Annotated in this window: 21 protein-coding genes and 1 pseudogene; 17 read left to right on the forward strand and 5 right to left on the reverse strand. The window is 70.7% G+C overall.

Annotated elements, in window-relative coordinates:
* Window positions 1–314: 314 nt before the first annotated feature.
* Window positions 315–1,451, forward strand: a complete 1,137-nt coding sequence (locus IE260_RS27750; RefSeq protein WP_189876593.1) for an alpha/beta hydrolase — start codon at window positions 315–317, stop codon at window positions 1,449–1,451.
* 296 nt (window positions 1,452–1,747) lie between these two features.
* On the opposite strand, the gene IE260_RS27755 is transcribed toward IE260_RS27750, so the two are convergent.
* Window positions 1,748–3,967 (reverse strand): MMPL family transporter, encoded by a 2,220-nt coding sequence (locus IE260_RS27755; protein ID WP_189876595.1) that lies wholly within the window; start codon window positions 3,965–3,967, stop codon window positions 1,748–1,750.
* Between the two features lie 149 nt (window positions 3,968–4,116).
* Between IE260_RS27755 and IE260_RS27760 the strand changes: the two genes are divergently transcribed.
* Window positions 4,117–4,686 carry a TetR/AcrR family transcriptional regulator gene (locus IE260_RS27760; RefSeq protein WP_189876597.1) on the forward strand — a complete coding sequence of 190 codons (570 nt, stop codon included), beginning with the start codon at window positions 4,117–4,119 and terminating at the stop codon, window positions 4,684–4,686.
* Between the two features lie 21 nt (window positions 4,687–4,707).
* Here the strand turns inward: IE260_RS27760 and IE260_RS27765 are convergent, their stop codons facing one another.
* A complete protein-coding gene (locus IE260_RS27765) occupies window positions 4,708–5,661 on the reverse strand; it encodes a LysR family transcriptional regulator (RefSeq protein WP_189876599.1) in 954 nt (317 codons plus the stop codon).
* A gap of 100 nt (window positions 5,662–5,761) precedes the next feature.
* Between IE260_RS27765 and IE260_RS27770 the strand changes: the two genes are divergently transcribed.
* The 6 genes from IE260_RS27770 (at window position 5,762) to IE260_RS27795 (ending at window position 13,444) form a co-directional block, all read left to right on the forward strand.
* Window positions 5,762–7,249 (forward strand): aldehyde dehydrogenase family protein, encoded by a 1,488-nt coding sequence (locus IE260_RS27770; protein WP_189876601.1) that lies wholly within the window; start codon window positions 5,762–5,764, stop codon window positions 7,247–7,249.
* Window positions 7,246–8,754, forward strand: a complete 1,509-nt coding sequence (locus tag IE260_RS27775; protein ID WP_189876603.1) for an amino acid permease — start codon at window positions 7,246–7,248, stop codon at window positions 8,752–8,754. Before IE260_RS27770 ends, IE260_RS27775 begins: the two co-directional genes overlap by 4 nt.
* Window positions 8,751–10,085, forward strand: coding sequence for a D-arabinono-1,4-lactone oxidase (locus IE260_RS27780; protein ID WP_189876606.1), 1,335 nt, complete (start codon window positions 8,751–8,753; stop codon window positions 10,083–10,085). The genes IE260_RS27775 and IE260_RS27780 overlap by 4 nt, the downstream gene beginning before the upstream one ends.
* Window positions 10,079–11,080 (forward strand): alanine racemase, encoded by a 1,002-nt coding sequence (locus IE260_RS27785; protein WP_189876608.1) that lies wholly within the window; start codon window positions 10,079–10,081, stop codon window positions 11,078–11,080. Before IE260_RS27780 ends, IE260_RS27785 begins: the two co-directional genes overlap by 7 nt.
* 86 nt (window positions 11,081–11,166) lie before the next feature.
* Window positions 11,167–13,164, forward strand: coding sequence for a neutral/alkaline ceramidase (locus tag IE260_RS27790; RefSeq protein WP_189876945.1), 1,998 nt, complete (start codon window positions 11,167–11,169; stop codon window positions 13,162–13,164).
* A gap of 31 nt (window positions 13,165–13,195) precedes the next feature.
* The gene (locus tag IE260_RS27795; RefSeq protein ID WP_189876610.1) at window positions 13,196–13,444 is read left to right on the forward strand and encodes a hypothetical protein; all 249 of its coding nucleotides are present in this window, start codon (window positions 13,196–13,198) and stop codon (window positions 13,442–13,444) included.
* Between the two features lie 39 nt (window positions 13,445–13,483).
* On the opposite strand, the gene IE260_RS27800 is transcribed toward IE260_RS27795, so the two are convergent.
* A complete protein-coding gene (locus IE260_RS27800; RefSeq protein ID WP_189876613.1) occupies window positions 13,484–13,876 on the reverse strand; it encodes a class II aldolase/adducin family protein in 393 nt (130 codons plus the stop codon).
* A gap of 376 nt (window positions 13,877–14,252) precedes the next feature.
* On the opposite strand from IE260_RS27800, the gene IE260_RS27805 reads away from it, so the two are divergent.
* Both IE260_RS27805 and IE260_RS27810 read left to right on the forward strand, forming a co-directional pair.
* Window positions 14,253–14,663 carry a hypothetical protein gene (locus IE260_RS27805; protein WP_189876615.1) on the forward strand — a complete coding sequence of 137 codons (411 nt, stop codon included), beginning with the start codon at window positions 14,253–14,255 and terminating at the stop codon, window positions 14,661–14,663.
* Complete coding sequence (locus IE260_RS27810; RefSeq protein ID WP_189876618.1) at window positions 14,639–15,286, forward strand: zinc-binding dehydrogenase; 648 nt, start codon at window positions 14,639–14,641, stop codon at window positions 15,284–15,286. Before IE260_RS27805 ends, IE260_RS27810 begins: the two co-directional genes overlap by 25 nt.
* A 250-nt stretch (window positions 15,287–15,536) precedes the next feature.
* On the opposite strand, the gene IE260_RS27815 is transcribed toward IE260_RS27810, so the two are convergent.
* A complete protein-coding gene (locus tag IE260_RS27815) occupies window positions 15,537–16,370 on the reverse strand; it encodes an aldo/keto reductase (RefSeq protein ID WP_189876620.1) in 834 nt (277 codons plus the stop codon).
* A 504-nt stretch (window positions 16,371–16,874) separates the two neighbouring features.
* Entirely contained in the window at window positions 16,875–17,975 is a 1,101-nt protein-coding gene (locus IE260_RS27820) for an NAD(P)/FAD-dependent oxidoreductase (RefSeq protein ID WP_189876622.1), read from the reverse strand.
* Between the two features lie 461 nt (window positions 17,976–18,436).
* Between IE260_RS27820 and IE260_RS43395 the strand changes: the two are divergent.
* From IE260_RS43395 to IE260_RS27850, 7 genes and pseudogenes are all read left to right on the forward strand, one after another.
* Window positions 18,437–18,652 (forward strand): annotated as a pseudogene (locus IE260_RS43395) (helix-turn-helix domain-containing protein); the annotation flags it as partial.
* Window positions 18,653–20,164: 1,512 nt separating this feature from the next.
* On the forward strand, window positions 20,165–21,694 hold the full coding sequence (locus IE260_RS27825) for an ATP-binding protein (protein ID WP_189876624.1): 1,530 nt from the start codon (window positions 20,165–20,167) through the stop codon (window positions 21,692–21,694).
* A gap of 2 nt (window positions 21,695–21,696) precedes the next feature.
* Complete coding sequence (locus IE260_RS27830) at window positions 21,697–22,119, forward strand: roadblock/LC7 domain-containing protein (RefSeq protein WP_189876626.1); 423 nt, start codon at window positions 21,697–21,699, stop codon at window positions 22,117–22,119.
* Window positions 22,116–22,469 carry a DUF742 domain-containing protein gene (locus tag IE260_RS27835; RefSeq protein ID WP_189876628.1) on the forward strand — a complete coding sequence of 118 codons (354 nt, stop codon included), beginning with the start codon at window positions 22,116–22,118 and terminating at the stop codon, window positions 22,467–22,469. Before IE260_RS27830 ends, IE260_RS27835 begins: the two co-directional genes overlap by 4 nt.
* Window positions 22,447–23,067 carry a GTP-binding protein gene (locus IE260_RS27840; protein ID WP_189876630.1) on the forward strand — a complete coding sequence of 207 codons (621 nt, stop codon included), beginning with the start codon at window positions 22,447–22,449 and terminating at the stop codon, window positions 23,065–23,067. The genes IE260_RS27835 and IE260_RS27840 overlap by 23 nt, the downstream gene beginning before the upstream one ends.
* Window positions 23,064–24,284 carry a cytochrome P450 gene (locus tag IE260_RS27845; protein ID WP_189876632.1) on the forward strand — a complete coding sequence of 407 codons (1,221 nt, stop codon included), beginning with the start codon at window positions 23,064–23,066 and terminating at the stop codon, window positions 24,282–24,284. The genes IE260_RS27840 and IE260_RS27845 overlap by 4 nt, the downstream gene beginning before the upstream one ends.
* Before the next feature lie 10 nt (window positions 24,285–24,294).
* A complete protein-coding gene (locus tag IE260_RS27850; protein ID WP_189876634.1) occupies window positions 24,295–25,518 on the forward strand; it encodes a cytochrome P450 family protein in 1,224 nt (407 codons plus the stop codon).
* Window positions 25,519–25,565 lie beyond the last annotated feature (47 nt).

Consider the following 25,565-nt stretch of genomic DNA (forward strand, 5'->3'; position numbering starts at 1 on the left):
TCACTCCGCGGCCCACTACACTCCAGCCGCCCGGCGAAATCCGCAGGTCAGACAGCGAAATCCTGCTGGAGTACTAGGCAGGGGTCGGCTTCTCCCCTGTCGAGTGGCTGGCGATGCGGCCCAAAGGCGCAAGGAGCCTCGGACGGCAGGTAACCCGGTCCAGTTTCCAGCCCCCGCCGGCGTCAAACCAGGAAGGAGCTGGTCCTCATCCCTTCGGCCGCACTTTCTCACTCCCTTGGCGCCATTGAATGGCTGGACCAACACGCTACGCGGAGTGTGTTCGGGGGGCTCAAGTTCACCCGAAGGAGAGAGCCATGCACGCACCTGGCGGACGGCAACGTCGCAGGATCGTTCTCGCCGCGGCGACCGCGGTTGCCACCGGCACCGCCCTGACCGGCTACTCCGCTGTCCCGGCGGCTTCATCCGACTTGCCTGCCGCCGCGGTAGCAGGTGGCAACCCGGGCGGCGGCACCTCGGAGAACGACGTGGCCTGCGGCAATCCGCCCGTCAAGCTCGACCGCATCACCCAGGACTTCGTCAACGGGCTGGCTGCGCAGAACCCGCCGCCGTTGTCCGAGCTCACCATCGAGGAGGCCCGTGACGTACTGAACGGCCTGCAGGCCGGTCCGGTGGACAAGCTGCCGGTGGACATCACCGAGAAGACGATCAAGGGCGGCCCCACCGGTGAGGTGTCGCTGCGGATCGTCCGCCCCAAGGGCTCCAAGGGCACGCTGCCGGGTCTCGTCTTCGTCCACGGCGGCGGCTGGGTGCTGGGCAACGCGCAGACCCACGACCGACTGGTGCGCCAGCTCGCCCACGGCGCCGACGCGGCGGTCGTCTTCGTCAACTACACCCCGTCCCCGGAGGCGCGGTACCCCGTCGCCATCGAGCAGGCGTATCACGCCTCGAAATGGGTCGCCGAGCACGGCCACGAGATCGGCATCGACGGCAGTCGGCTGGCCATCGCCGGCGACTCGGTCGGCGGCGACATGACCGCCGCTGTGACCATGATGGCCAAGGAACGCGGTGGGGTGACGTTCCGCAAGCAGGCACTGCTGTACCCGGTCACGGACGCCGACTTCGACACCGCCTCGTACCAGCGTTTCGCGGAGAACTGCTGGCTCACCACGGTGAACATGAAGTGGTTCTGGGACCAGTACGCCCCGGACGCGTCCGACCGTGAGGAACCGCTCGCCTCGCCCAACAAGGCGACCACCGAGCAGCTTCGCGGACTGCCCCCGGCACTGATCATCACCGACTCCGACGTGCTGCTGGACGGAGCAAGGACCTACGTCGGCAAGCTCCGCGCCGCCGGGGTCCAGGTGGAATACCACCACTACCCGGAAGTCGTGCACGACTTCATGATGCTCGACGCCCTGCGCGACACCTGGTCGGCCAAGGACGCGGTCACCAAGACCAGCGACGCTCTCCGCCGCGCCCTGCACGACTGACATCGGTCCCGGGCCACGGCGAGACGTCCCGCCGCCCGCAGCGGAACCGCTACGGGCGGCGGAGCGCTTACTTCAGGCGCCTTCGGCGGCCTGGACCTTTGCCAGGGTGCTGTCGGCGTCGAACGGCGGGAAGCCCGCGAAGGACCGGCCTTCCGTACGCCGACGTCCGGCAGGGCCAGGCGGAAGGGCGAAAAGCACCACCCTGCACCTCCGCGTCGTGCGGGGTGCAGGGTGGGATCCGAGGCCGTCGACGTCCCCCACGTACGTGGACGGCCTCGGAGGTCGGTGCGGCCCGGTCAGACCCGGGCAGCCGTCTTGGAGCGCTGGGTCTCCTTCTCGGCCTCTGAGCGCGCGGTCGGAATCGCAGCGGGCAGACGTGCGCCTTCGATGTCGACGTCCGGCAGCAGTCGGTCCAGCCAGCGAGGCATGCTCCACGCGCGTCGTCCGAGCAGGGCCATGGCGGCGGGCACGAGCGTCATGCGGACGACGAAGGCGTCGATGAACACTCCGAAGGCGAGTGAGAAGCCGATGGCCTTGACGATCGGGTCGTCGTTGAAGATGAAGCCGCCGAAGACCGCAACCATGATCAGTGCGGCGGCCACGACGACCCGTGCACTGTTGGAGACGCCCTGGGCGATCGCGTCGGCCGCGTTCTTGTTGTGCTCGTAGTGCTCGCGCATCCGGCTGACGAGGAACACCTCGTAGTCCATGGCGAGGCCGAAGAGCACACCGGTGAGGAGGATCGGGAGGAAGCTGGTGACTGGTCCGACGGCCGACACGTCGAGCAGGCCGTTCAGGTGGCCCTGCTGGAAGATCCAAACCGAAGCGCCCAGGCTCGCGCCGACCGAGAGCAGGAATCCGAGTGCCGCCTTGAGGGGAACGAGGACCGAGCGGAAGGCGATGGCCAGCAGGAGCAGGGCAAGAAGGACGATGACGCCGATGAACAGGGGCAGTGCGTCGCCGAGCTTGTCGGCGACGTCGATCGCCATGGCCGTCTGTCCGGTGACGTAGAGAGCTCCGCCCACGTCGGCGACCTCGGGTGCCTGATCGCGCATGCGGTGGACCAGGTCGGTGGTGGCCCCTGCATCAGGACTCGACTTCGGCACCACGGCCATGACCATGACGTCGCCAGAAGGGCTGGGCACGGGGGGCGAGACGGCGGCCACGTTCTTGTCGGCGACGAGCGTTTCGCGTAGATGGGTCACGGCGCCCTGCCGCTGGTCCTCCGGGATGTTCTCGGTGTCGACGACGGTGATGAGGGTGGCGTTGAAGCCGGGACCGAAGCCCTCGCTGAGCAGGTCGTAGCTCTTGTGCTGGGTACTGGCCTCGGGCTGGGCGGCGTAGCTGGGCAGTCCGAGGCGCAGGTCACGGGCAGGCAGGGCCAGTGTCAGCAGGCCCAGGGCACCGGCGGCCAGGACGACGGCCGGCGCGCGGGTGACGCCGCGGGCCCAGGCCAGGCCCCAGGAGCCCGGGGCGCGGTTCTTGCGCGTGTTCTTCCGCTCGGGCCGGCGAGGGCGCATCCGTTCGCCGAACACTCCGAGTACGGCCGGGAGCAGGCTGACGGCGACCAGGACGGCTATCAGGACGGTTCCGGCGCCGGCGAGGCCCATGATCGTGAGGAACGGGATGCCGGTGATGGCCAGGGCGGCGAGTGCGATGACGACCGTTGCGCCGGCGAAGACGACGGCGCTGCCGGCGGTGGCGGTGGCGCGTGCGATCGACTCCTCCCAGCTGGTGTCGGGGTCGGCGAGCTGTTCGCGGTGCCGGGATATGACGAACAGCGCGTAGTCGATGCCGACTGCGAGGCCGATCATCAGGGCCAGTACGGTCGCGGTGCCTGTCATTTCCACGAAGCCGGAGACGAACATCGTGCCGAGCAGGCCGACGGCGACTCCGAGGAGCGCGGTCAGCAGGGGCAGTCCGGCCGCCACGATGGAGCCGAGTGCGACGGCGAGGACCACGAAGGCGATGACGACACCGACGAGTTCGGCGGGGCCTCCTGCTTCGGTCTGCGGGAGCATGGCGGAGCCGCCCAGCTCGACCTGCATCCCGGCATCGCGCAGGGGCTCGACGGCGGTGGCGAGCTCTTCCTTGGCCTCTTCCGTCACCCTGGGAGCTTCGTCCTTGAACCGGACGTCGGAGTAGGCGATGGTCCGGTCGGTCGACACGGCGCCGACCCTGGTCGGCTGGGCGACGTCGATGACGCCTTCCACCGTCGCCGCCTCGCGCAGGACGCTGTCGAGGACCTTCTGCTGCGCCGGATCCGTGAGGGTCTCCCCCTCCGGGGCGGCGACCACGATGCGTACGACACCACCGGCAGCGGGTGGGAACTTGGCCTTGAGAAGGTCCTGCGCCTCCTGTGCTTCGACGCCGGGGATGGTGAACTCCGTGGACGTCTTTCCATGGAGGGTCACCCCCAGACCGCCGACGACAGCGAGAAGGAGTATCCAGGTCGCGATCACCCAGCGGCGGCGGCGAACCATCCAGCGCGCCCAGGCGTACAGGCGTGAGGCCATCGAAGCATTCCTAACCGGTCGAGACCCTGACCAGGAGGAGGTCAGGGGCACAGGCGTGATGACGGGGCGGAGCGGTACACCGCACGAATTGCATAGTACTGCATTTTTACAGTCGACGGTAAATTAGCGACCGATGGTAAAGTTGCACCATGACCGGTGACAGCCTCAGGGAACGCAGCAAGGCGCGACGCAGGGACGCGATCCTCACCGCCGCTTACGAGCTGTTCGCCGAGCGCGGCTTCGACGCCACGAGCATCGCCGACATCGCGCAGGCGGCCGAGGTCTCGCCGCGAACGGTCACGCTGTACTTCCCGACCAAGCTCGAACTGGCGATGGCGCACTTCAACGCGTTCGTCGACGAGTTGGCCGCGGCGCTCCGCGCCAGGCCGGCCGGGCAGGGCATCATCGACGCCGTGGAGCAGTGGCTGCGCGAACAGGCCGATTCGCAGGGCGAGTTCGACGAACTCCACGACCGGATGCTCCAGGCGAACCCTCAGCTCAAGGGACTGTGCCGGGGGCGGCTGACCGATGTCGTCCAGGACGGCGCCCGGCTCCTCGCCGAGGAGCAGGGCTGGCGGGCCGACGCCTTCGCCCCGCGGATCCTGGCGGCCACCGTGGCGAGCGTGATCGGCGAGCTGACCCACCGGTCCGGGCCCGGGGACCTGGAGACCGCCATGACCTTCATCCGAGCCGCGGCCGCCACCTTGAAGCCGGGCTGATCCGGCGCGCGTGCCGCACGGTCATCGCAGCGCCGCGCCCTCGGGACGATCGGCCGGACTCGGGCCGCCCTGGATCGCCCGGAGGATGTCCGGCTCGCGGTCGCGGACCGTCGTCGCGGCGTCGACGAACGCGGCGACGAGCGGGTTCAGTTGGCCGGCCCGGTGGGCCACGGCGACGACCGAGCCAGGGTAGTCGTCGATCGAGAGGAAACGGACGCCCGGGTGCGGCGAGTAGCGGCGGGCCGCCGCGGGGGTGATGTTGCAGGCCATCCCGGCGGCGACCACTTCCACTTCCTCGCTCTGTGAGTGCGTCTCGACGACGTTCCGCGCGGGCCTGCCGCCCCGGTGGCCGGCCAGGGTCCAGAAGTCGCGCCAGACAGTGTCGTCGGTGCGGCCTATGGCGATCGGTTCGTCGAGGAGGTCCTGCACCCGGACGCGGTCGCGGGAGCTGAGCGGATGCGCCGCGCTCACCCCCACCACGCAGGGCTCGGTGAACAGGGGCGCCGTCACGAGAGTGCGGGCGGAGCTCGGCAGCCGCACGAACGCGACGTCGGTGGTGGCCGTCGCCAGGCCGGCGGAGGGGTCGGAGAAGTCGAACTCGTGCAGCTCCACACGGACTTCGGGATGCCGGCCGGTGAACTCGCTCAGGATGAGCGTGGTCAGTTCGAGGGCCGCGCCGACGACGAAACCCACCCGCAGGGTGGCCTGTTCCCCCCGGCCCACTCGCCTGGCCTCGGCCACGCCCCGGTCGAAGCAGGCCAGCATCTCGCGGGCGGTCGCGAGGAACACCTGTCCTGCAGGCGTCAGCTCCACACTGCGGGACGTGCGCCGCAGCAACAGCGTTCCGACCTGCTCCTCCAGCTCGGCGATCTGTTTGCTCAGCGACTGCTGGGCGACGAAGAGCTTCGCCGCGGCGCGGGTGAAGTGCAACTCCTCGGCCACCGTGACGAAGGCACGCAGGCGACGCAGGTTCATATCCACAACCTCCGGATTGTAGATGCCGTCGATTTTGGTGTTTCACCTCACACTCGGCTCGCCGCCACCATGAGCCATCCGCCATGAGCCAAGGGGAGAGATGACCTCTACCACAGCCGTCGGCCACGCCGACGACCGGGGCGCCGCCCCGGGTGACGCCGAAGCCATCGCCGAGCTGCACGAGGCGTTCGCCGCGCAGCGGGCGGCCGTTCTCCGCAACCCCGCACCGGACACCGACCAGCGACGCCGGAACCTGGGCACGCTGGTCGAAGTGATCAGCGAGTACCGGCACCGGATCCGGCAGGCGCTGTCGGCGGACTTCGCGGTGCATCCCGAAGGGTTCGCCGATCTCGTCGAAGTCCTCGGGGTCTCCGGGCGGGCCGCCTTCGCCGCCCAGCACCTCGACGAGTGGATGACTCCCGAGCCCCGTCTCTCCGATGCCGGGCTCCTGGGAACGGCGCAGGTCGAGATGGCCTACCAGCCCAAGGGGGTCATCGGCCTGATCTCGCCCTGGAACTTCCCGTTCGAGCTCTCCCTCGGTCCCCTCGCCGACATGCTCGCCGCCGGCAACCGGGTCGTCATGAAACCGTCGGAGTACACCCCGGCGTGTTCGGCCCTGCTGCGCGAGATGATGGCGGAGGCCTTCGACCCGGACCAGGTCACCGTCGTCACGGGCGGTCTGGAGCTGGCACGCGTGTTCCCGGCCCTGCCGTGGGACCACCTGCTGTACACGGGCAATCCCGAGGTCGGACGCCTGGTCGCCCGGGCGGCCGCCGAGAACCTGGTGCCGACCACGCTCGAACTCGGCGGCAAGTGCCCCGCGATCGTGAACGAGGACAGCGTCACCGCCGACACGGTCGCGCAGATCGTCGGGGCGAAGCTGGTCAAGAACGGGCAGATGTGCATCAGCGTCGACTACTGTCTGGTGCCCCGCGAGGACATGGCCCGCTTCACCGAGCTGGTGCTGGCGCATCTGCGCGAGCGGGTGCCGGGCTTCGCGTCCTCCCCGGATTGTACGGGCATCATCACTGCACGCCACCTGAACCGGCTCGTCGGCCTCGTCGAGGAGGCGAAGGCCCGGGGCGTGCAGGTGATACAAGTCGATGACGCGGGCCCGGACCCGGTCACCCGCCGGATGCCGCTGACCCTCGTGATCGACCCGCCGGACGACCTCGCGCTGATGCGGGAGGAGATCTTCGGCCCGATCCTGCCGGTCAAGCCCTACGACCGGATCGAAGACGCGGTCGCCTACGTCAACGAGGGCGAGCGGCCGTTGGGTCTGTACGTCTTCGCGCAGGACCGTGACGTCGCGGAACGGGTCCTGGCCACCACCGTCTCCGGAGGGGCGTGCGTCAACACCTGCGCGGTGCAGGGTGGTGTGCCGGACCTCGGCTTCGGCGGGATCGGACGCAGCGGCCACGGACGCCACCACGGCTTCGACGGCTTCAGGGAGTTCTCCAACCCGCGGGGCATCGTCAGGCGCGGCGGCGACGATCTGATCGACGTCATGTTCCCGCCCTACGGGGAGCTGCTCGACGGGATCGTCGCCCACGCGCTCGGTTCCGCGGAGACGAGGGGCACCGAATGACCGGGCCGGGCAGGCACCCGTCGGAAGACGAAGCGACGGTCGGCGAGTTCGGGTACACGCAGGAGCTGCAGCGGTCGCTGAGCTGGTTCTCGTTGTTCTCCGTGTCGTTCTCCGTCATGTCGATCGCGACCGGCGTCTTCCTCAATTTCACTTTTGGGATCGCCCAGTTGGGGCCGGTGAGCATCTGGCTCTGGCCCGCGGTGGGCGTCGGTCAGCTGCTGGTCGCCCTGGTGCTCACCGAGCTGGGGACCAGGATCCCGCTGGCCGGCGCGGGCTACCAGTGGGGTTCACGGCTGGTCGGGCCCGCCTACGGGTGGTTCATCGGCGCGCTGGGCATCCTGTACGCCGCCGTTGGTGTGCCGGGCATCGTCTATCTTGCCGTCGCCCCGCTGACGGAGTACGTGCTCGGGATCGACGACGCCTCGCCTCGCACAACGCTGTTCATCGCGCTGCTGGTGCTCACCGTCGCCTATCTCGTCAACATCATCAGCGTGCAGGTCGCCGCCCGGATCAACAACGTCGCCGTGCTTGCGGAGATCCTCGGCACGGTCGTGCTGGCCGTCCTGCTGTTCGTCCTCTGGGTCACTGGGGCGAAGGACTCGGACCACGGCGTCGGGTACCTCACCGAGCATCACACGCTGCCCGGGCACTCCTACGGGTACGCCGTCGCTCTCGCCTCCCTGGTCGGTGTGTACACCCTGGCCGGCTTCGAGGCCGCCGCCGACGTGGCGGAGGAGGCGGTCGACGCCAAACGCGTGCTGCCCCGGGCGATCCTCGGCAGTGTCGTGGTCTCGGTGGTGCTGGGCATGCTGGTACTGATCGGCTTCACCCTGGCCATACCCGGTGACGAGGTCCTCGCGGCCGGCGGTCTTCCCGCCGTGTTCCAGTACTGGCTCGGTGAGGGGCTCGCGCGCACCTTCGTGGGCGTGGTCGTCTTCGCGATGTTCGCGCTGATGGTGGTCTCCGCCGCCGTGATCGCGCGCCTGCTCTACGCGATGGCACGCGACAACATGCTCCCCGGTTCCGCCCTGCTGAGACGGGTCCACCCCACGACGAAGACGCCTGTGCCCGCGCTGCTGGCCGGGTACGTGCTCAACGTCGCCGTCGTGATCTTCGGCTACAACAGCGCCAACGCCTTCGGCACCCTCGTCGGTGCCACGGCGGTGCTGCCGTACCTCGTCTATCTCCTGATCGTGCTCGCCTACGGCTTCCGGCGACGGCGGAGGCCGGCCGCGGTCGACGGAGATTTCGACCTGGGCCGTTTCGCAGGCGTCGTGTTCGGCGCCTCCCTCGTCTACCTCGTCGCTGTCATCCTGACCCTGACGCTGCCGGACGAGTTCCGCAGAGCGAACTACTACGTGCTCGGCGGGCTGGCCCTCGCGGCGTTGTGGTGGCTGGTCGGACTGCGGCCACGGCTGGAACGGGGCGAGGCAGGAGCACCACCCCTCCTCGATCAGCGTCACCCGCACGCCGACGGTCCCAACGCTCAGGAGGTCGAAGGATGAAGAAGAAGGCTCCCACCGCCGGCACCTGGGTCAACTGGGCCGGTGACGAATCCTGTACGCCCGGCCGGGCCCTGCAGCCCCGTTCGGTTGACGAGGTGGCCGCCGCGACCAAGCGGGCGACCGCGGAGGGCCGGACCGTCCGCGTCGTCGGCGCCGGCCACTCCTTCAACGACCAGGTCTGTACCGACGGCCTGCTGCTAAACCTGGACCGGATGAGCGGCCTGCGGCATGTCGACGCCGAGGCGGGACTCGTGACGGTCGGCGCAGGCACCCGCCTGAGCGATCTGAACCTCCAGCTCGCCCGCCACGGCCTCGCCCTGCCCAACCTCGGCGACATCGACCGGCAGAGCGTCGCGGGCGCCATGTCCACCGGCACCCACGGAACGGGCCGACGGCTGGGCAACCTCGCCACGCAGATCGAGTCCCTCGATCTCGTCCTGGCCGACGGCACCAGGCTGACCTGTACCGAAGCCGAGGACGAGATCCTGCGGGCGGCCCGGGTGAGTCTGGGAGCGCTCGGCGTGATCACGAGCTACACCCTGCGCGTCGTACCGGCGTTCGCGCTGCGGGCGGAGACCAGGACCATGCCGCTCGCCCGGACCCTGGAGGGCCTGGACGACCTCGTCGACGGCAACGACCACTTCGAGTTCTTCCTCTTCCCCCACACCGACGCGGCCCTGGTCAAGCTGAACAACCGCACCGACGAGCCCATCCGGCCGCCCCGCGAACTCGCCAAAGCCGTCGCCGAGTTCGCCGAAAACAGCGTCTTCGACGCGGCGTGCCGGGCAGGACGCCGCTTCCCGTCCCAGATCTCGCGCCTGAACCGTGCCGTGACCCGGCTCATGGCTCCCTCGAGCCACGTCGACCAGAGCCACCGCGTTTTCGCCAGCAAGCGGTCGGTGCGGTTCACCGAGATGGAATGGGCCGTGCCCCGCGCGGCGTGCGCCGAGGTTCTCCGGGAGATCCTGCGAGTGATCGACCGCGACCGCCTGGACGTGGGGTTCCCGATCGAGGTGCGGTTCGTGGCCGGGGACGAGCTGTCCCACCTCAGTCCGGCCTACGGACGCGAGACCGCCTACCTCGCCGTGCACATGTACCGGGGCATGCCGTGGGAGCGGTACTTCCGAAGTGTCCAGGAGATCGCCCTGGCCTTCGACGGGCGGCCGCACTGGGGCAAGCGGCATCTGATGACGGCCGAGGGACTCGCCGACCGCTACCCCGAGTGGGACCGGTTCCAGGCGGTCCGGTCGCGGCTCGATCCGCAGGGCACCTTCACCAACGCCCACCTGCGCCGCGTACTCGGGCCCGTCGGGGGGTCGGTGACATGCTGATCAGCGAACTGCAGACGCCCGCGCTCCTGGTCGAGCAGGCGGCGCTGCGCCACAACCTCGACACGATGACGGCGGCGCTGCCCGGCGCGCGTCTGCGCCCGCACGTCAAGGCGCACAAGTGCACGAGCCTGGCGAAGCTCCAGTACGCCAACGGGCATCGCGGCTTCACGTGCGCGACGGTCCGCGAGGTCGAGGCGATGGCCGGCGCCGGCCTGGGCGAGGACCTCCTCCTGGCCAACGAGGTGCTCGACACCCGACGCCTGGGACGTCTGGTCGACGACGGCCACCGCGTGACCGTCGCCGTGGACTCGGCCGAGACGATCGAGGCCGCCGTCGCCGGCGGAGTACGCGAGGTCCTCATCGACGTCAACGTCGGACTGCCGCGCTGCGGCTGCTCCCCGGACATGGCCGGCGCGCTCGCCGACCTCGCCCGGCGGTCCGGACTGACCGTGCGCGGGGTCATGGGCTACGAGGGGCACCTCATGCTCGTGGAGAAGGAGGCGGAACGCCGGGACAGTACCGAGCAGGCGATGGAGCACCTGCTCGCCGCGAGCGCCGCCGTCGGCGGGGAACTGATCAGCGCGGGAGGGACCGGCACGTACGCCGTCAACACCTGGGCCGACGAGATCCAGGCCGGCTCCTACGCGCTCATGGACACCGCCTACCAGCAGCTCGGCCAGCCCTTCCGGCAGGCCCTCTTCGTCCTCGGCCGGGTCATCTCGGTGTCGTCCGGCTGGGCCGTCGCCGACGTCGGGCTGAAGGCGCTCAGCCTGGACCACGGGCTGCCTCGCATCGACGGCGCCGAGGTCTGGTTCTGCTCCGACGAGCACACCACGTTCCGGCCCGACGGCATGCCCGCGCCCGCCGTGGGAGACCTCGTCCGGGTGCAGCCCGCCCACGTCGATCCCACCGTGGCGCTCCACGACAGCCTCTACCTGGTCGACGGGCCGGACGTCCTCGACCGATGGCCGGTCGACATGCGCGGCTGGCGATGACGCACCGCTCACGAATGCCCCCACCCATGTGAAGGCAGGAAACCGTGGACACACCCGAACTCACCCGCAGACGAGGACTCCAGCTGATGGCCGCGGCCGCCGGTCTGGCGCTCGGCGCCGGAAGGGCCGCGGCAGCGGACACGCCCGGCCCGTCGCCGTACCTGGTCGGCCGCGGCATCGCGGACATCACCGGCGCCGCGGCAGAGAGCGGCATGATGGGCTACTCGAAGTTCGACCAGCAGACCAGCGGCATCCATCAACGGCTGCGGGCACGGGCGTTCGTCATCGTCGATCCCGCGAGCGGCAACCGCATCGCCTGGTGCAACGCCGACCAGGGCATCCTCCCGTTCGCCGTCTTCCGTGCGGTGCTGGCCGAACTGGCCGCCGCACACGGCACCGTCTACACCGAGCAGAACGTCTCGCTCAGCGCCACCCACACCCACGCGGGGCCGGGCGGTTGCAGCCACGACCTCGCCTACAACCTTGCGACCCTCGGTTTCCAGCGGCAGAACTTCGACGCGGTGGTCGGCGGCATCGTCGAGGCGATCACCATCGCCCACGCCGACCTCCGACCCGGCACGATCACGCTGGGCCGCGGTGAACTCACCGACGCGAGCGTCAACCGTTCCCGCCGGGCCTTCGAACGCAATCCCCAGGCGGACAAGGACGCCTACCCCCTCGGCATCGACCCAGCGATGACCGTGCTGCGCTTCCGCCAGGGCCACACCGACGTCGGTGCGATCACCTGGTTCCCCACCCACGGCACCTCGATGACCAACGGCAACACCCTGATCAGCGGCGACAACAAGGGCTACGCCGCCTACGCGTGGGAGCACGACACCGCCGGGGTGCGCTACCTCGACGACACGCCCGGCTTCGTCGCCGCCTTCCCCCAGACCAATGCCGGCGACATGTCGCCCAACCTGAACCTCCGGCCCGGATCCGGGCCGACCGAGGACGAGTTCGAAAACACCCGACTCATCGGCCTGCGTCAGTCCAGCGCCGCGCAGCGCATCCATGCCTCCGCCACCACCCCGGTCAGCGGTGGCATCGACTCCCGTCTGCGCTACGTCGACATGTCCCAGGTCCAGGTCGACGGCCGCTACACCCCCGACGGCCGTACGCACCACACCTGTTCCGGCGTCATCGGCCTGTCCACGCTGGCCGGCAGTCTCGAGGACGGGCCGGGCATCCCCGGACTCCTCGAGGGCACGCCCTCCCCGCTGACGCCGCTGATCGAGCGCATCAACTCGAAGGTCCCGCAGTGGCTCGCCGACGAGCAGTCCCCCAAGACCTCTGTCGTCCCCGGCGGACTGCTCCAGGCGACACCCGACGTCCTGCCGCTGCAACTGCTCAGGATCGGCCAGCTGTACGTGGTCGGCGGCCCCGCCGAGTACACCATCGTCGCCGGACTCCGCATCCGCCGTGCCGTGGCCGAGGAACTCGGCGTCCCGCTGGAGAACGTCCTGATGCAGGGTTACACCAACGGGTACAGCCAGTACGTCACCACGCCCGAGGAGTACGACAGCCAGCAGTACGAAGGCGCCTCCACGCTCTTCGGTCGGTACACCACACCCGCGTACCAGCAGGAGTTCGCCGAGCTGGCCGCTTCGATGCGCCAGGGCACCCGGCTCCCTCTCGGGACGCCGCCCTCCTCCCCCGCCATCGGAATCTTGAACGTACAGCCCGGCGTCGTCCTGGACAGCCCCGGCCTGCTGCGCTCCTACGGTCAGGTACTCACCGACGCGGCAACCGCCTACCGGACGGGCCGGCAGGTGACCGTCGTCTTCGTCACCGGCCATCCCAAGAACGACCTGCACCGCGGCGGCACCTTCCTGGAGATCCAGCAGCTCCAGGAAGGCCGCTGGGTGCGCTGCCTCGACGACGGCGACTGGCGGACGACGTACCGCTGGAAGCGCACCAACGCCCTGACCGGTGAGTCCACCGCGACCGTCACCTGGGACATCGCGCCGGACACCCCGCCGGGCACGTACCGGGTCGTCCACCACGGCGCCGCAAAAAACGCTCTGACGGGTGCAGTCAGCACGTTCACCGGCACCTCACGCCCCTTCACCGTCTCCTGAACGCCGTCCCTGCCCGGACCCCGAGCTCCCGGTGAGCCCGTCAGCGACGCAGCAGTCCCGGCTCGGCCGGACCATGATGAACCTGGCGTGCACCCCGTTGATGACGGTCCACCGGGTGAAGTCATTTCCGCTGACCTCGCTGCAGGTCCACGCGATCGAAGAGGTCCGCGCCGGCGACGTGCGGTTCGAGATCGACGCGGACTCCGAGTCCTTGGCCGCCGAGGTTGCGGGTGCTGTGGCGGTATGGGCACGAGGCGGGGAGGGATCGCGCATCGCGTGATGCGTGATCCCTCCCGTGAGCGTGCCGGTCGCTTCCCGTTCAGTCGAACAGGTCGGGCTGTTCGGCGATGATCTCCTCGTGCAGGGGCCGCAGGGACAGCCATCCGAACAGGTGGTTGCCGGTCTGGCGGTGGACGTCGGTGGCGGTGGCGTGGTCGATCGAACGGGGCTCCCCCGCGGCCATGGCCAGCAGTTGCGCCTGGCAGGAACGTTCCATGCTGATGAACCACCATGCCGTCTCGGCCACGCTGTGGCCCACTGTCAGCAGGCCGTGGTTGGCCAGGATCACGGCCTTGTGCTGTCCGAGCGCCCTGCCGATCCGGATGCCCTCCTCGCGGTCGGTGACCACACCGCCGAACTCTTCGTAGAGGCCGTGGTCGTCGTAGAACTGGCAGGCGTCCTGGGTGATCGGGTCCAGCCGCCCGGCCAGCACCGCGGCGAACCCGGAGGGCTCCCGCCCGGCCGCTTCGCGGCGGTCGACCGCCGCCGGTGCGGGGCGCGGGCCTCGCCGTTCTTCTGCGCAGCCAGCCGGCCTGCTGCAGCGCGACCCGGGCGAGGTCGACGCCGGACAGCTCCGGGGCGCCGCTTATGCCGGTCTGGCCGGTGGTGGTCTGCTCGGTCACATCGGCCCGGCCCGGGGTCCTTGTGCTGGATGCCCCGGGCCGACGGCCTGCACCACCAGTGCCAGTGGTCGATTCCCTGGCAGGCCACCAAAGGCAGCGAGACAATCACACGACAGAGACGCCGAGTTGTGCCTCGGAGTAGGCCAGGCAAAAGCAGCAGGCGGCGCGGTCTCCACCGTGGTCGGCATGGGAACCGAAACCCTGGGCGCCGCGGTCTCAGCGGCCCGCCGCGCCGGCGAAGCCATCCGCTCGGGAGCCTCCCACGCGGGGGAGACCGAGCCGCGGTGGCACGTGATGACAGTGTGCACGTCCGCCGAGGAGGTGGCGCCCGGTGGGAAGCTGCCGGAGCCGCTCGCCCGACTCGGCGACGCCATCGACACCGAGCTGCGCCCCGCCCCCGGTGAACGCGGGACGGAACTGGCCTCCCGGCTGCACGACAAGGAGCATGCCGGGCTGCGCGGTACCGCCGAGCGGGTGACCGGACACGACACGGTCCAGGAACTGCGGACCGCGCTGCGGCAGGCCAAGGCGCTACGGCGCTGTTCGCCTCCGACTCGGCGCCCACCGGGTGGATGGGTGCCGACCTCGGCGGGGTGAAGCCGGGCGACGTGGTCGCCGTGTGGGGGTGCGGAGCAGTCGGCCAGATGGCCGCGCGGGCCGCGATACTGCTCGGCGCCGGCCGGGTCATCGCCATCGACCGCTTCGAGTACCGTCCGGACGTGACCCGCCGGCACGTCGGCGCGGAGACCCTCAACTACGAGAAGACCGACATCGACGCCGAGCTGCGCGAGATGAGCGGCGGCCGCGGCCCGGACGTGTGCATCGAGGCCGTCGGCATGGAAGCCCACCCCGGAACCCAGCAGCTCTACGACCAAGCCAAACAGCAGCTGCGCCTGCAGACCGACCGGTCCGCCGCCGTACGCCAGGCCATCCAGGCATGCCGCAAGGGCGGCAGCGTATTCGTCCCCGGCGTCTTCGCGGGCTTCGTCGACAAATTCCCGCTCGGCGCGGTCATGAACAAGGGCCTGACCCTGCGCAGTGCCCAGCAGCACGGCCACCGCTACATCCCCATGCGCCTGGAGCGCATGGAAAGGGGCGAGCTGAAGACAGCCCACCTGGCCACCCACATCATGTCCCTCGATGACGGGCCGAAGGGATACCACCTCTTCAAGGAGAAACTCGACGGATGTGTACGCGCCGTCTTCCAGCCCGGCCGGTGATGAGGGACCCCGGCACAGGCTCGTCGCAGGGAAATGCCAGGGTGCCGCGGGTGGCAGGCCTGCGACACCCGTGACGAGGACACGGGCTGTTAACGCAGTGCCCACCAGTGGCTGCGGAGTTCCCGAGAGAGCGCCCCGCACCTCGAAGAGCACCGCGTCGCCATGTCCTCCGCCGTGCAGGAACAGTACGACGCCCTCTGCCGCCACCGGTGAGGGCCGGCCCCCCGGCTCCGGGCGCGCCGCAGTGGTGTCACAGCATCTCCAGCGGCCGTTTGCTCCCCGGCGGCGGGAACGCCCGGTCCAGGGTCGCGAGATCCTCGGCGGTCAGGTCCACCTCCAGAGCCGCCCTGTTCTCCTCGACGTGCGCGCGGGAGGACGCCTTCGGGATCGCGATGACGTCCTCGTGCCGCAGGACCCAGGCCAGGGCGATCTGCGCGGGCGTCGCACCGTGGGCGGCTGCCACGTCCCGCAGCGCCGTGTGGCCGAGCAGACGGCCCTGCTCGACCGGCGAGTACGCCATGACGGGGATCGACAGTTCACGGCACCTGGGCAGCAGACTGTACTCAGGCCCTCGACGGCTGAGGTTGTACAGCACCTGGTCGGTCTGCGGCCCGGCTCCGGGCGGCAGGTCCGCGAGATCATCCACGTCCAGGTTGCTCACCCCCCAGGAGCGGATGGCACCCTCCCGTACCAGGGACTCGAACGCCTCGACCGTCTCCTCCAGCGGCACGGCTCCACGCCAGTGCAGCAGGTACAGGTCGATCCGGTCCGTGCGCAGACGACGCAGGCTCCCCCGGCATGCCTCGGCCACTCCACCGGCGTCCGCATGGGAGGGGAGCACCTTGCTGACCAGGAAGATCTCGTCCCGCCGTCCGGCCACCGCCTCGGCCACCACTTCCTCCGCCGCGCCGTCCCCGTACATCTCCGCGGTGTCGATGAGGGTCATTCCCAGGTCCAGTCCGGCGCGCAGGGCCGACACCTCGGCCGCGCGGCGCCCGGGAACCTCCCCCATCCCCCAGGTGCCCTGACCGAGCGCCGTGACCGCAACCCCGCAAGGAAGGATGACCGTCCGCGGATCCGCCATGGCTTCCTCCTGGATGTAAGGGTGGCCAAGACTGCCAACCACCAACTGCACCACGACATACATCTCCAGATCGGAACGGAATCCTCTCAGACCGGAATGCGATTCTCCTGCGGCACGCGCCGAGATCCCCCGTGGGCCCATGGTTCATCCAGCGAAAGCCGTCCGCGTCGCGCGGCCGCCGCACCGATGTGATCGGGATCTTTCCGAATGGCACCCCGATCACCGACCCGCGGCCCGGGCCGGGCGCCCAGCGCAGGAGGGAGCTTGCGCGATCCCCCGGGTGCGGGGCACATCATGCTGCACCGCCGTCACCCACCACACGGATGCCAGCGTGTACCGCCGCTGAGCAAGGAGCCGATGCCCCTCAACCGGCCCCCACCACGAAGATGTACGTCGTAACGCGCACGTCGCTCTCCAAGCGGAAACGTTCTGCCGTCAAACCTTCAAGATCATGAATGCGAGCAGCGCCGTCGTCGAAGCGGGCTGCGCCAACTGTCGGGGCTTTCAACGAGGCTGGCCGAGTGCTGCCGCTGGACGCAGGTTCTCCTCGAGTTCTTCGGCCATGGCCGCGCCGGCCAATGCCCGTCCCAGTCGGGGTGCCTGTTTGAACAGGTTGTGCCCGGCGGCGAAAAAGATCCTGTCGGCTTCCCAGACCGCCATGCCGTCTTCGCTCCACGGCAGGCTTGTCACCCAGCAGTGCAGGTACTCGACGGGCTCGGGATCGAGGCCGGGCAATGCGCGGGAGACGTACGCGCGGGCGCGGTCGCTGAGCGCCGCCAGTGCATCGGGGTCCGCGAAGCTGCCGTCCTCCCGTACGTCGACCGTTTGGCTGAGGCCCACCGCATATCGGCCGTTGCCGGGGTAGGGGGCTGCGTAGACGCCGACCTCGCCGAAGTCGCCACTGCTGTCCTGCAGGCAGGCGACCCGTTCCGGGGGTGCCCCCCTCACCTGGAAGGTGAGGCGGACGTGGGCTGCCGGTCGTATGGGTAGCGAAAGCCCTACGTTGCGCGCCAGCCGCGCCGTGCCCAGGCCCGCGCACACCACGGCCGTTGCATACTCTTCGCGGCCGACGGCGCTGAGCACTTCCACCGTGCCGTGACCCGTCGGATGCAGCGAGACGACCTCGTCGGTGACCACAGAGTCACCCAGCGCGTCGGCCAGGCTCTCGACCGCGACACGGGTGCGGATGGCGCCGCCGTCCTCATCGAGCATCGCGGGACCGCGGTAGTCGGCAAGCAGCGGCATGCGGGCGTGAAGCTCGGCGCTGTCCACGGTCCGGACCGGTATGCCGCCGACATCCTGCAGAACACGCAGTCTCCCAGGAACGGGACCGCCCAGGGCGACCACTCCGTCATGGGAGATCAGTTCGGCGCCCAACCGGTCGGCCCACTCGTCCCAGACGGCGCGGCCCTGCCGGGTGAATTCGACCAGGCGGGCGTCGTCGTGCGCGTGGCGGAAGATGCGGGACTGACCACTGGACTGCCCGTGGCCCGGAGCGCCGCTTTCGTAGACCCGCGCCGTCGTTCCGCGTTCGGCCAGTGCATAGGCGGTGCAGAGGCCGACGATGCCGGCTCCTACCACGGCCACCTCGGGAACCCGGTTCATTCGATCGCCTCACTTCGCGTCCCGCAGCTGTCCCCTACGGAGCGGGGGTCAGGTGCATCTGTCGCCGCCACGAACCGGTGGGTGACTGGACCCAGTGGGCGGCACTGCCAGGCTCTATGTGACGCGGCCGCGGAACCGCGTCCTCTTCAGCCTTACACCGGTCCGGAATATGTCAACCGGCCACCTCGGACGGCCGCCGTGACCGACCGGCGGAGAGTCGCGGGGTCGGATGTCCTGGTCCGAGGCCTGGGGATGTCCGAGCAGGACATCGGACGGGCTGGTGATTCCGTGGCTGCCTGGAGCAGCAGGCAACAGCAGGGGTTCCGCTCGCTGGAGGTGTCCACCCGCCGGACGTGGTGACAGCGACCGAAGCGCTGGGTGCTGGAGTGACCTTGCATCATGATCAGCCAGGCAGCTGCCGCTGCCGGCATGGGGCGAGCGGTGGCTGTATCCCGTGGTGTGTGAGCTATGCGGATGGGGGCGGGCTGACCGCTGCGGGGCGTCAGCGCCGGGAGCCGGTGCGGATGCAGGCGGCCGAGCTGTTCGAGCAGAAGATCAAGCCGCCGGAGATGGCACGGCGTTTGCGGGTGAGCCTGAAATCGGCCTGCCAGTGGCATCAGCCGTGGCGGGACGGCGGTGTTCAGGCTCTGGCCTCGCGTGGTCCGCGCGCTGCCCGTACAGGGGCAAGCTGCTCCGGGACGGAGGGTGCGTCGGGTGAGAGCAGGCTGGTCAAGCGCTGGTCGAGAACGCAGCGGACGCAAAATCCGCGGCGGTAGAGCAGTCCGCTGTCGCCGCAGCCTTGGCATTCGTAGGCCGGTCCTGCCCCGGAGCACGGGCCGCAGCAGGCAACGCTGTCCAAGCGGCGGCCGATCAGCGGGCGCATCCGGCCGCAGTCGCTGCACGTGGCCGGTGCGCGGCGGACCTGGCTGTAGCAGGTGTTGCAGACCGGGCCGAGGGGCCATTCAGCCTGCACCTTGCGGGACAGGTGGCAGATCGCGCACGACCGCGGTCGGCGTTCGTGGCAGCCCGGGCACAGCGGCTTGCCGCGGACGATCGCCGCCACGCGGCGAGTGCCGCCGCACTGGAAGCAGGTGCGGTCGGGCACGCGGTAGCACTGGGCACACAGGTCGGGCTCGTCCCCGCGGGCGCGCTGCATGATGGGCCGCGTCTCCCCGCACTGGCCGCACTGCCGGGACGGGGAGCGGTAGCAACGCCGTCAGACCGGACCTTCGTCCGTGATCGACTGAACGGGCGCCTCGGGCCCACACGAAACGCAGGCGCGAGCGGGCCTGGGCCTGCAGTGGTGACACAACAGCAGATCGTCAGGAAGGCGGGCGGCGCCGCCTACCTCCCGACCGCACGTCGCGCAGCGGGGCATCGCCGCGGCGCGTTTGCAACTCGGACGCACCGGGCCGTCCTCGAGCGCAGTGGTGCGGCGGGCAGGGCACGCGCATCGTACGCAGGTCGCGTAGTGGGCCCGTGCTGAAGCAGTTCGGGCACAGGCTCCGCCCCTGGTAATGGCGGCCCAGTTTTCGCGAAGCCTTGCCGCAGTCCGCGCAGGCAGGCGCCGTAACACCGGTCAGCGCGTCGGAGTACTCGGCCAGGTGCCGGTCAAGAATGCCGACCGCAGCGCTGCGAATGACCGCCTCCTGCACAACCTCCTCCAGGACCTGCCCGTCCAGGCCCGGCAGGAGCGCGTGCAGACGTTCCCTGATCCGTGGCAGACCGCCAGGGGTCTTACCCTGCCGGGTCACGTCAGGTCAGGGCGTCGGATCGTGGTGCGACGCGCTCGTGGCTGAGCTGGCACCGCCTCGCCCGCGGTCTTGCGGACCTCCGCGTTGACGACCCTGACCTCCAGCGGCCCCGTGGCAGGTGTGACGGGGGCGTGGCACCGGGTGGTGCCGCGGGAGGACTCCGAGGGCCGTCCGCGCGTCCCTCTGTCCCGGTCCATGAGACGCCGGCGCTTTCTGGCTTGTTGAGGCCCCCGGCCGCCAGCGGGCACCAACCGCAGGGTTCGGGCGAGCCGCACGTCCCCGCAAGGACGTACGCCCCCGGGTCGGCATCGCCCGCCCCCGCCCCGTGCGGACTCCCGGCGCCCACCGCGCCGGCCCCTCGGCCCGCACCCCGGCGGCCCCGGCCGCCCCGGCCCGCACCCCCACACCGACGGCTTCCCGATCCGTGAGGACCTGATGACTGAACTGGTATTGACCGGCGCCGTGTTGCTGACGCTGGCCGGAGCCGGGGCCGCCTGGTACTTCCGGCGCAAACGCGACCAGGCCCGGCATGAGGCCGAGCTGCTGCGCCGGCACGCCGACCGGCTCACCCTGCAACTCCTCGCGGCCGAACAGTGCGTGGGCCACCTCACGGCCACCGTGATCCCCGCGGCGGTCGGCACCGCGCAGGACGGTGACGGCGCCCAGGCCACGCTCATGGTGCCGCCGAATCTGGAGGGCACCCCCCTCGCCGAGCGGCTGCGCACCCTCCCCGGCGCCGTGGCCGCGGCGGTGGAGGACGTACGGGCCCGGGAACGTGCGGCGGCGGCCCAGTCCGTCGAGCAGCTCCGGCAGGACGCCGAGCGGCAGATCGCGCAGGCACGGCACGAGTCCGTGGGCGTGGCCCGGGCCGCCGTGCGCGGCTTCGCCAACAACGTGGTGGCACGGGCGGCACGGCTCGGCCGCGCGGTCAGCCAGGGCGTGCGGCGGCACATCTCCGACGAGGCGTACGCGACGCTGGTGGAGATCGACCACCTCGCCCAGCAGATGCTGCTCACCGCCTCCGGGTACGCCGTGCTGGCCGGGGACAAACTCTCGCGGCGCTGGCCGGCCACCGCGATGACCGACATCGTGCGGGCGGCGATGGGCCGTATCGAGGGCTACGAGCGGATCAAGCACCCCGAGATGGGCTCCATCTCGGTCGAGGGCCGCGCGGTGGAGGCGGTCGTGCACGCCCTCGCGGTGCTGCTGGACAACGCGCTGCGCTACTCCCCGCCCGCCGCCAGCGTCCACGTCTCCCTCGAACAGGGCCACCACGCGTGCTTCCTGATCGTGGACGACGCCGGACTGCGCATGGACGACGAGCGGCTGCTGTGGGCCAGCGACGTGATGTCCGGCGAGCAGCGCGACGACATCACCCGCCTGGGCGCCCACCCCCAGACCGGGCTGCGCGTGGCGTCCCTGCTGGCGGAGAACTACGGCTTCCGCGTCGAGCTGACCGCGCCCAACATCTACCAGGGCACCAGGGCGATGATCGTGCTGCCGAAGAACCTGCTCATCACCCCGGAGTCGGGCGGCCCCGCCGTCGCCTCCGTGCCCTCCGTCCCCGCGGCGCGCCCCGAACCGGCCGCCGTGCCGCAGGCCCCCGCGGCCGCACCACTGCCGTCGGGCGCCCACGAGGCCATCCCCGCAGCACCGGCCGCCCCCGCCGCCCACCAGGCCCCGCAGGCACCCCCCGCCACCCCCACGGTGGGCCAGACCCCGCCCGCCACCACCGCCAGCGGCCTGACCGTCCGCCGGCGCAACCCGGCCCTCGCCGCGCAGCGCCGTACCGCCCCGCCCCCCGCCCCTGCCGGGCCCGGCCGTCCCGCCATCGCCGCGGCCTGGGCGGAGGGCACCCGCCGCGGCCGACTGGACAACCCCTCCGCTACCCCCGCAGAACACGACGCGGCGAACCGTACGACACCCGGCACCGGACACGACGCCGCACACGAAGAAGGACACTGATCGTGCGAGACACACACACCAACAACCTGGGCTGGCTGCTCGACCAGGAACTCGGCACCGTCGAAGGCGTCCGCTACGCCGTGCTGATGAGCAGCGACGGCCTGCTGAAGGCGCGGACCGAGACCATCGGCCAGGAGGATGGGGAGAAGTTCGCCGCGCTGACGGCGGCGCTGCGGGCCGCGGGCAAGGCATGGGACGAGTTCACCGGCGGTCAGGGCATGCGCCAGTTGCTGATCGAGTCGGTCGGCTGCATCGGCCTGACGACCACCGCCGCCCGGAACACCATGCTGTCGGTGTGCACGACCGGGCCGGACGCCGACGTCGGGCTGATCTCCCACCACATGGTCCGGCTCGCCACCCGGGTGGGTCACGAGCTGGGCACCGCGGAGCGCGTGCCCGTCGCGGAAGGCGGCTCACCGGTATGACGGGGCCGCGGCGTGACCCCGACATGGTCAGGCCCTACGTCCGCACCGGCGGCAAGATCCGCGCCCGTGACGACGTGCGGCTGGAGAGCGTGCTCATCGCGGCGTCCGGGCCCACGGACTCCCTGGGCCCGGACCCCCGCCGGGTGATGCGTCTGTTCACCGGCACGGTGGGCGGCCTGGCCGTCGCCGACATCGCCGCCGCGCTGGAGCTGCCGCCGTCCACGGTACGCATCCTCGTCTCCTCGCTGATGGACTCCGGCCACCTGACGAGCCCGGTCGCCGCGAGCGACCACCAGCCCGAATCCGACCTGCTGCAGGAGGTACTGCGTGGACTGCGCTCCCTGGTCTGACCCGCCCGTCACCTACGTCCCGGCCACGGTGACGCGGTCGGCCAAGATCGTGGTCGCGGGGGGCTTCGGCGTCGGCAAGACGACGCTCATCGGCAGTGTGTCGGAGGTGAAGCCCCTGCGGATGGAGGAACCCATCACGCAGGCCAGCGCCGGCGTCGACGACCTGCGGGGCACTCCGCACAAGACGACGACCACGGTGGCGATGGATTTCGGCCGTATCCACATGGCCGGCGGAAGCCTCGCCCTCTACCTGTTCGGGCTGCCGGGGCAGGCCCGTTTCCAGCCGCTGTGGGAGGACCTGGCCGAGGGCGCGCTCGGCTGCCTCGTGCTGGCCGACACCCGCGACCTCGACGCCTCGCACGACGCGCTCGGTCTGCTGGACAGCGGGGGCATACCGTACGCCGTCGCCATCAATACCTTCCCGGACGCGCCGGGTTACCCCGAGGCGGAGCTGCGCGAGGCCCTGGCCCTGGACCCGTACACGCCTCTGACGACCTGTGACGCCCGCGACCGCACGTCGTCCCTGCACGCCCTGATCACGCTCACCGAGTACCTGACCGAGCACCGCTCGGCCGCCGTCCTGGAGACCCCCCGATGACGATGCCCTCCGCCGCGCCCGCGCCGACGAGCCCATCGGGCCGGTTCCCGCTGTACTCCCCGGAGTTCGCCGCCGACCCGCACGGCTCCTACCGGTGGATGCGGCGCACGCACGGCCCCCTCGTCCCCGTCGACCTGGCGCCCGGGGTCCCGGCGACACTGGTGATCGGCTACTACCAGGCGCGCCGCATCCTCAACGACCCGCTGCACTTCCCCGCCGACCCGCGCGCCTGGGAGCAGGGGATCCCGAGGTCCTGCCCGGTCCGGCCGATGATGGAGTGGCGGCCCAACGCGCTGCGGTCCGGAGGCGCCGAGCACACCCGCTACCGGGCCGCGAACACCGCCGCGATCGGCGGTGTCGACCAGCACGGGCTGCGGGCCCTCGTCGAGAAGGTAGCCTCCTCGGCGATCGACGACTTCCGTGCGCTGGGCAAGGCCGACCTGCTCACCCAGTACTCGTTCCCCATCGCCTTCCGGGTGCTGAGCGCGCTGCTGGGCTGCCCGGACGAGATCGGCCGGCGCATCGCCGACGGCATGGCGAGGATCTTCGACACCGCGGACGCCGAGGAGGCCAACCGGATCCTCGGCCAAGCCGTCACCGACCTGGTGCTGCTGCGCCGCCGGCACCCCGGCGACGACATCACGTCCCGCCTGATCGGCCACCCCGCCCGGCTGAGCGACGAGGAGATGGGCCACCAGCTCGTCACGCTCTATGGCGCCGGGATCGAGCCGCTGACGAACCTGATCAGCAACACCGTCCTGAAGATCCTCACCGACGAGGAGTTCTCCGCCGATCTGCACGCCGGGCTGTCCACGGTGCGCGACGCGCTCGACGCCGTCCTCTACACCGATCCGCCCATGGCGAACTACTGCATCTCGTACCCTCGTTATCCCATCGACGTGGACGGGGTGCTCCTGCCGGCCGACCAACCGGTCGTGATCTCCCTGGCGGCCGCCAACAACGACCCGGTGCTCACCGACGGGCTGCCCGAGGGCCGTCACACGGGCAACCGCGCGCATCTGGCGTGGAGCATCGGCCCGCACACCTGCCCGGCACGCTCGCACGCCTACCTGATCGCCGAGACCGCGGTCACCCACCTCCTCGACGCCCTGCCGGAGACGGACCTCGCCGTGCCCGCGGCCGAACTGACCTGGCGCCCGGGCCCGTTCCACCGCGCTCTGGAATCCCTGCCCGTCACCTTTCCCGCCGTCCACTAAGGAGTCCGCCATGGCCGATTCGCTCGCCCCGCTCGTCCTCGACCCCGCCGGCGCCGACCACCACGCCGAGCACCGGACCCTGCGCTCCCGCGGTCCGGCGACCCGGGTGGACGTCCTCGGTGTGGAGGCCTGGTCGGTCTCCGACCCCGCCCTGCTCAAGCGGCTCCTGACCAGCCCGGACGTGTCCAAGGACGCGAAGGCGCACTGGCCCGCCTTCGGGCAGGTCGTCGGCACCTGGCCGCTCGCCCTGTGGGTGGCGGTGGAGAACATGTTCACCGCGTACGGCGCCAACCACCGCAAGCTGCGCCGACTGGTGGCGCCCGCCTTCAGCTCGCGCCGAATAGCCACCATGCGGCCGGCCGTCCAGGACATGGTGACCGCTCTCGTCGACCGCCTGGCCGCGCTGCCCCCGGGCGAGCCGGTCGATCTCCGCCAGGAACTGGCCTACCCGCTGCCCATCGCCGTGATCGGCCACCTGATGGGCGTGCCCGAGAGCCGCCGGGAGGGCTTCCGCGACCTGGTGGACGGTGTCTTCGACACCACCCTGAGCCAGGAGGAGGCGCAGACCAACACGGTCCGGCTCTACGAGTGCCTGGACCAGCTCATCGCCGAGAAACGCGCCACCCCCGGCGACGACATGACGTCCCTGCTGATCGCCGCGCGGGACGACGAGCACGACGGCTCGCAGCTCAGCCCCGAGGAGCTGCGCGACACCCTGCTGCTGATGATCAGCGCGGGCTACGAGACCACCGTCAACGTCATCGACCAGGCCGTCCACACCCTGCTGACCCGCCCCGACCAGCTCGAACTGGTGCGCAAGGGGGCCGCCGACTGGGAGGACGTGGTCGAGGAGACGCTGCGCCACGAACCGGCGGTCAAGCACCTGCCGCTGCGGTTCGCGGTCACGGACATCCCGCTGCCCGACGGGCAGACCATCGCCCGCGGCGAGGCCATCCTCGCGTCGTACGCCGCCGCCAACCGGCACCCCGACTGGCACGAGGACGCCGACACGTTCGACGCCACCCGCACGGTCAAGGACCATCTGGCGTTCGGCCACGGCGTCCACTTCTGCCTGGGCGCGCCGCTGGCTCGCATGGAGGTCGCCCTCGCGCTCGAAAGCCTCTTCGACCGCTTCCCAGGCATCCGCCTCGCCGAGCCGGCGGCCGATCTGCCGTCCGTGCCGTCGCTGATCAGCAACGGCCACCAGCGGCTCCCGGTCCTCCTGCACGGCTGAGCACGGCCGGGCACCCCCGGGTGGGGAGATCCGCAGCGAACTCCGCC

Origin of the sequence: Streptomyces viridiviolaceus (assembly GCF_014650995.1) — a bacterium.
GTDB lineage: Bacteria > Actinomycetota > Actinomycetes > Streptomycetales > Streptomycetaceae > Streptomyces > Streptomyces viridiviolaceus.

Coding starts and splice junctions, on each gene's coding strand:
- IE260_RS27750 (WP_189876593.1), top strand. CDS start 315: ATGCACGCACCTGGCGGACGGCAACGTCGCAGGATCGTTCTCGCCGCG.
- IE260_RS27755 (WP_189876595.1), bottom strand. CDS start 3,967: ATGGCCTCACGCCTGTACGCCTGGGCGCGCTGGATGGTTCGCCGCCGC.
- IE260_RS27760 (WP_189876597.1), top strand. CDS start 4,117: ATGACCGGTGACAGCCTCAGGGAACGCAGCAAGGCGCGACGCAGGGAC.
- IE260_RS27765 (WP_189876599.1), bottom strand. CDS start 5,661: ATGAACCTGCGTCGCCTGCGTGCCTTCGTCACGGTGGCCGAGGAGTTG.
- IE260_RS27770 (WP_189876601.1), top strand. CDS start 5,762: ATGACCTCTACCACAGCCGTCGGCCACGCCGACGACCGGGGCGCCGCC.
- IE260_RS27775 (WP_189876603.1), top strand. CDS start 7,246: ATGACCGGGCCGGGCAGGCACCCGTCGGAAGACGAAGCGACGGTCGGC.
- IE260_RS27780 (WP_189876606.1), top strand. CDS start 8,751: ATGAAGAAGAAGGCTCCCACCGCCGGCACCTGGGTCAACTGGGCCGGT.
- IE260_RS27785 (WP_189876608.1), top strand. CDS start 10,079: ATGCTGATCAGCGAACTGCAGACGCCCGCGCTCCTGGTCGAGCAGGCG.
- IE260_RS27790 (WP_189876945.1), top strand. CDS start 11,167: ATGGCCGCGGCCGCCGGTCTGGCGCTCGGCGCCGGAAGGGCCGCGGCA.
- IE260_RS27805 (WP_189876615.1), top strand. CDS start 14,253: ATGGGAACCGAAACCCTGGGCGCCGCGGTCTCAGCGGCCCGCCGCGCC.
- IE260_RS27810 (WP_189876618.1), top strand. CDS start 14,639: ATGGGTGCCGACCTCGGCGGGGTGAAGCCGGGCGACGTGGTCGCCGTG.
- IE260_RS27815 (WP_189876620.1), bottom strand. CDS start 16,370: ATGGCGGATCCGCGGACGGTCATCCTTCCTTGCGGGGTTGCGGTCACG.
- IE260_RS27820 (WP_189876622.1), bottom strand. CDS start 17,975: ATGAACCGGGTTCCCGAGGTGGCCGTGGTAGGAGCCGGCATCGTCGGC.
- IE260_RS27825 (WP_189876624.1), top strand. CDS start 20,165: ATGACTGAACTGGTATTGACCGGCGCCGTGTTGCTGACGCTGGCCGGA.
- IE260_RS27835 (WP_189876628.1), top strand. CDS start 22,116: ATGACGGGGCCGCGGCGTGACCCCGACATGGTCAGGCCCTACGTCCGC.
- IE260_RS27845 (WP_189876632.1), top strand. CDS start 23,064: ATGACGATGCCCTCCGCCGCGCCCGCGCCGACGAGCCCATCGGGCCGG.
- IE260_RS27850 (WP_189876634.1), top strand. CDS start 24,295: ATGGCCGATTCGCTCGCCCCGCTCGTCCTCGACCCCGCCGGCGCCGAC.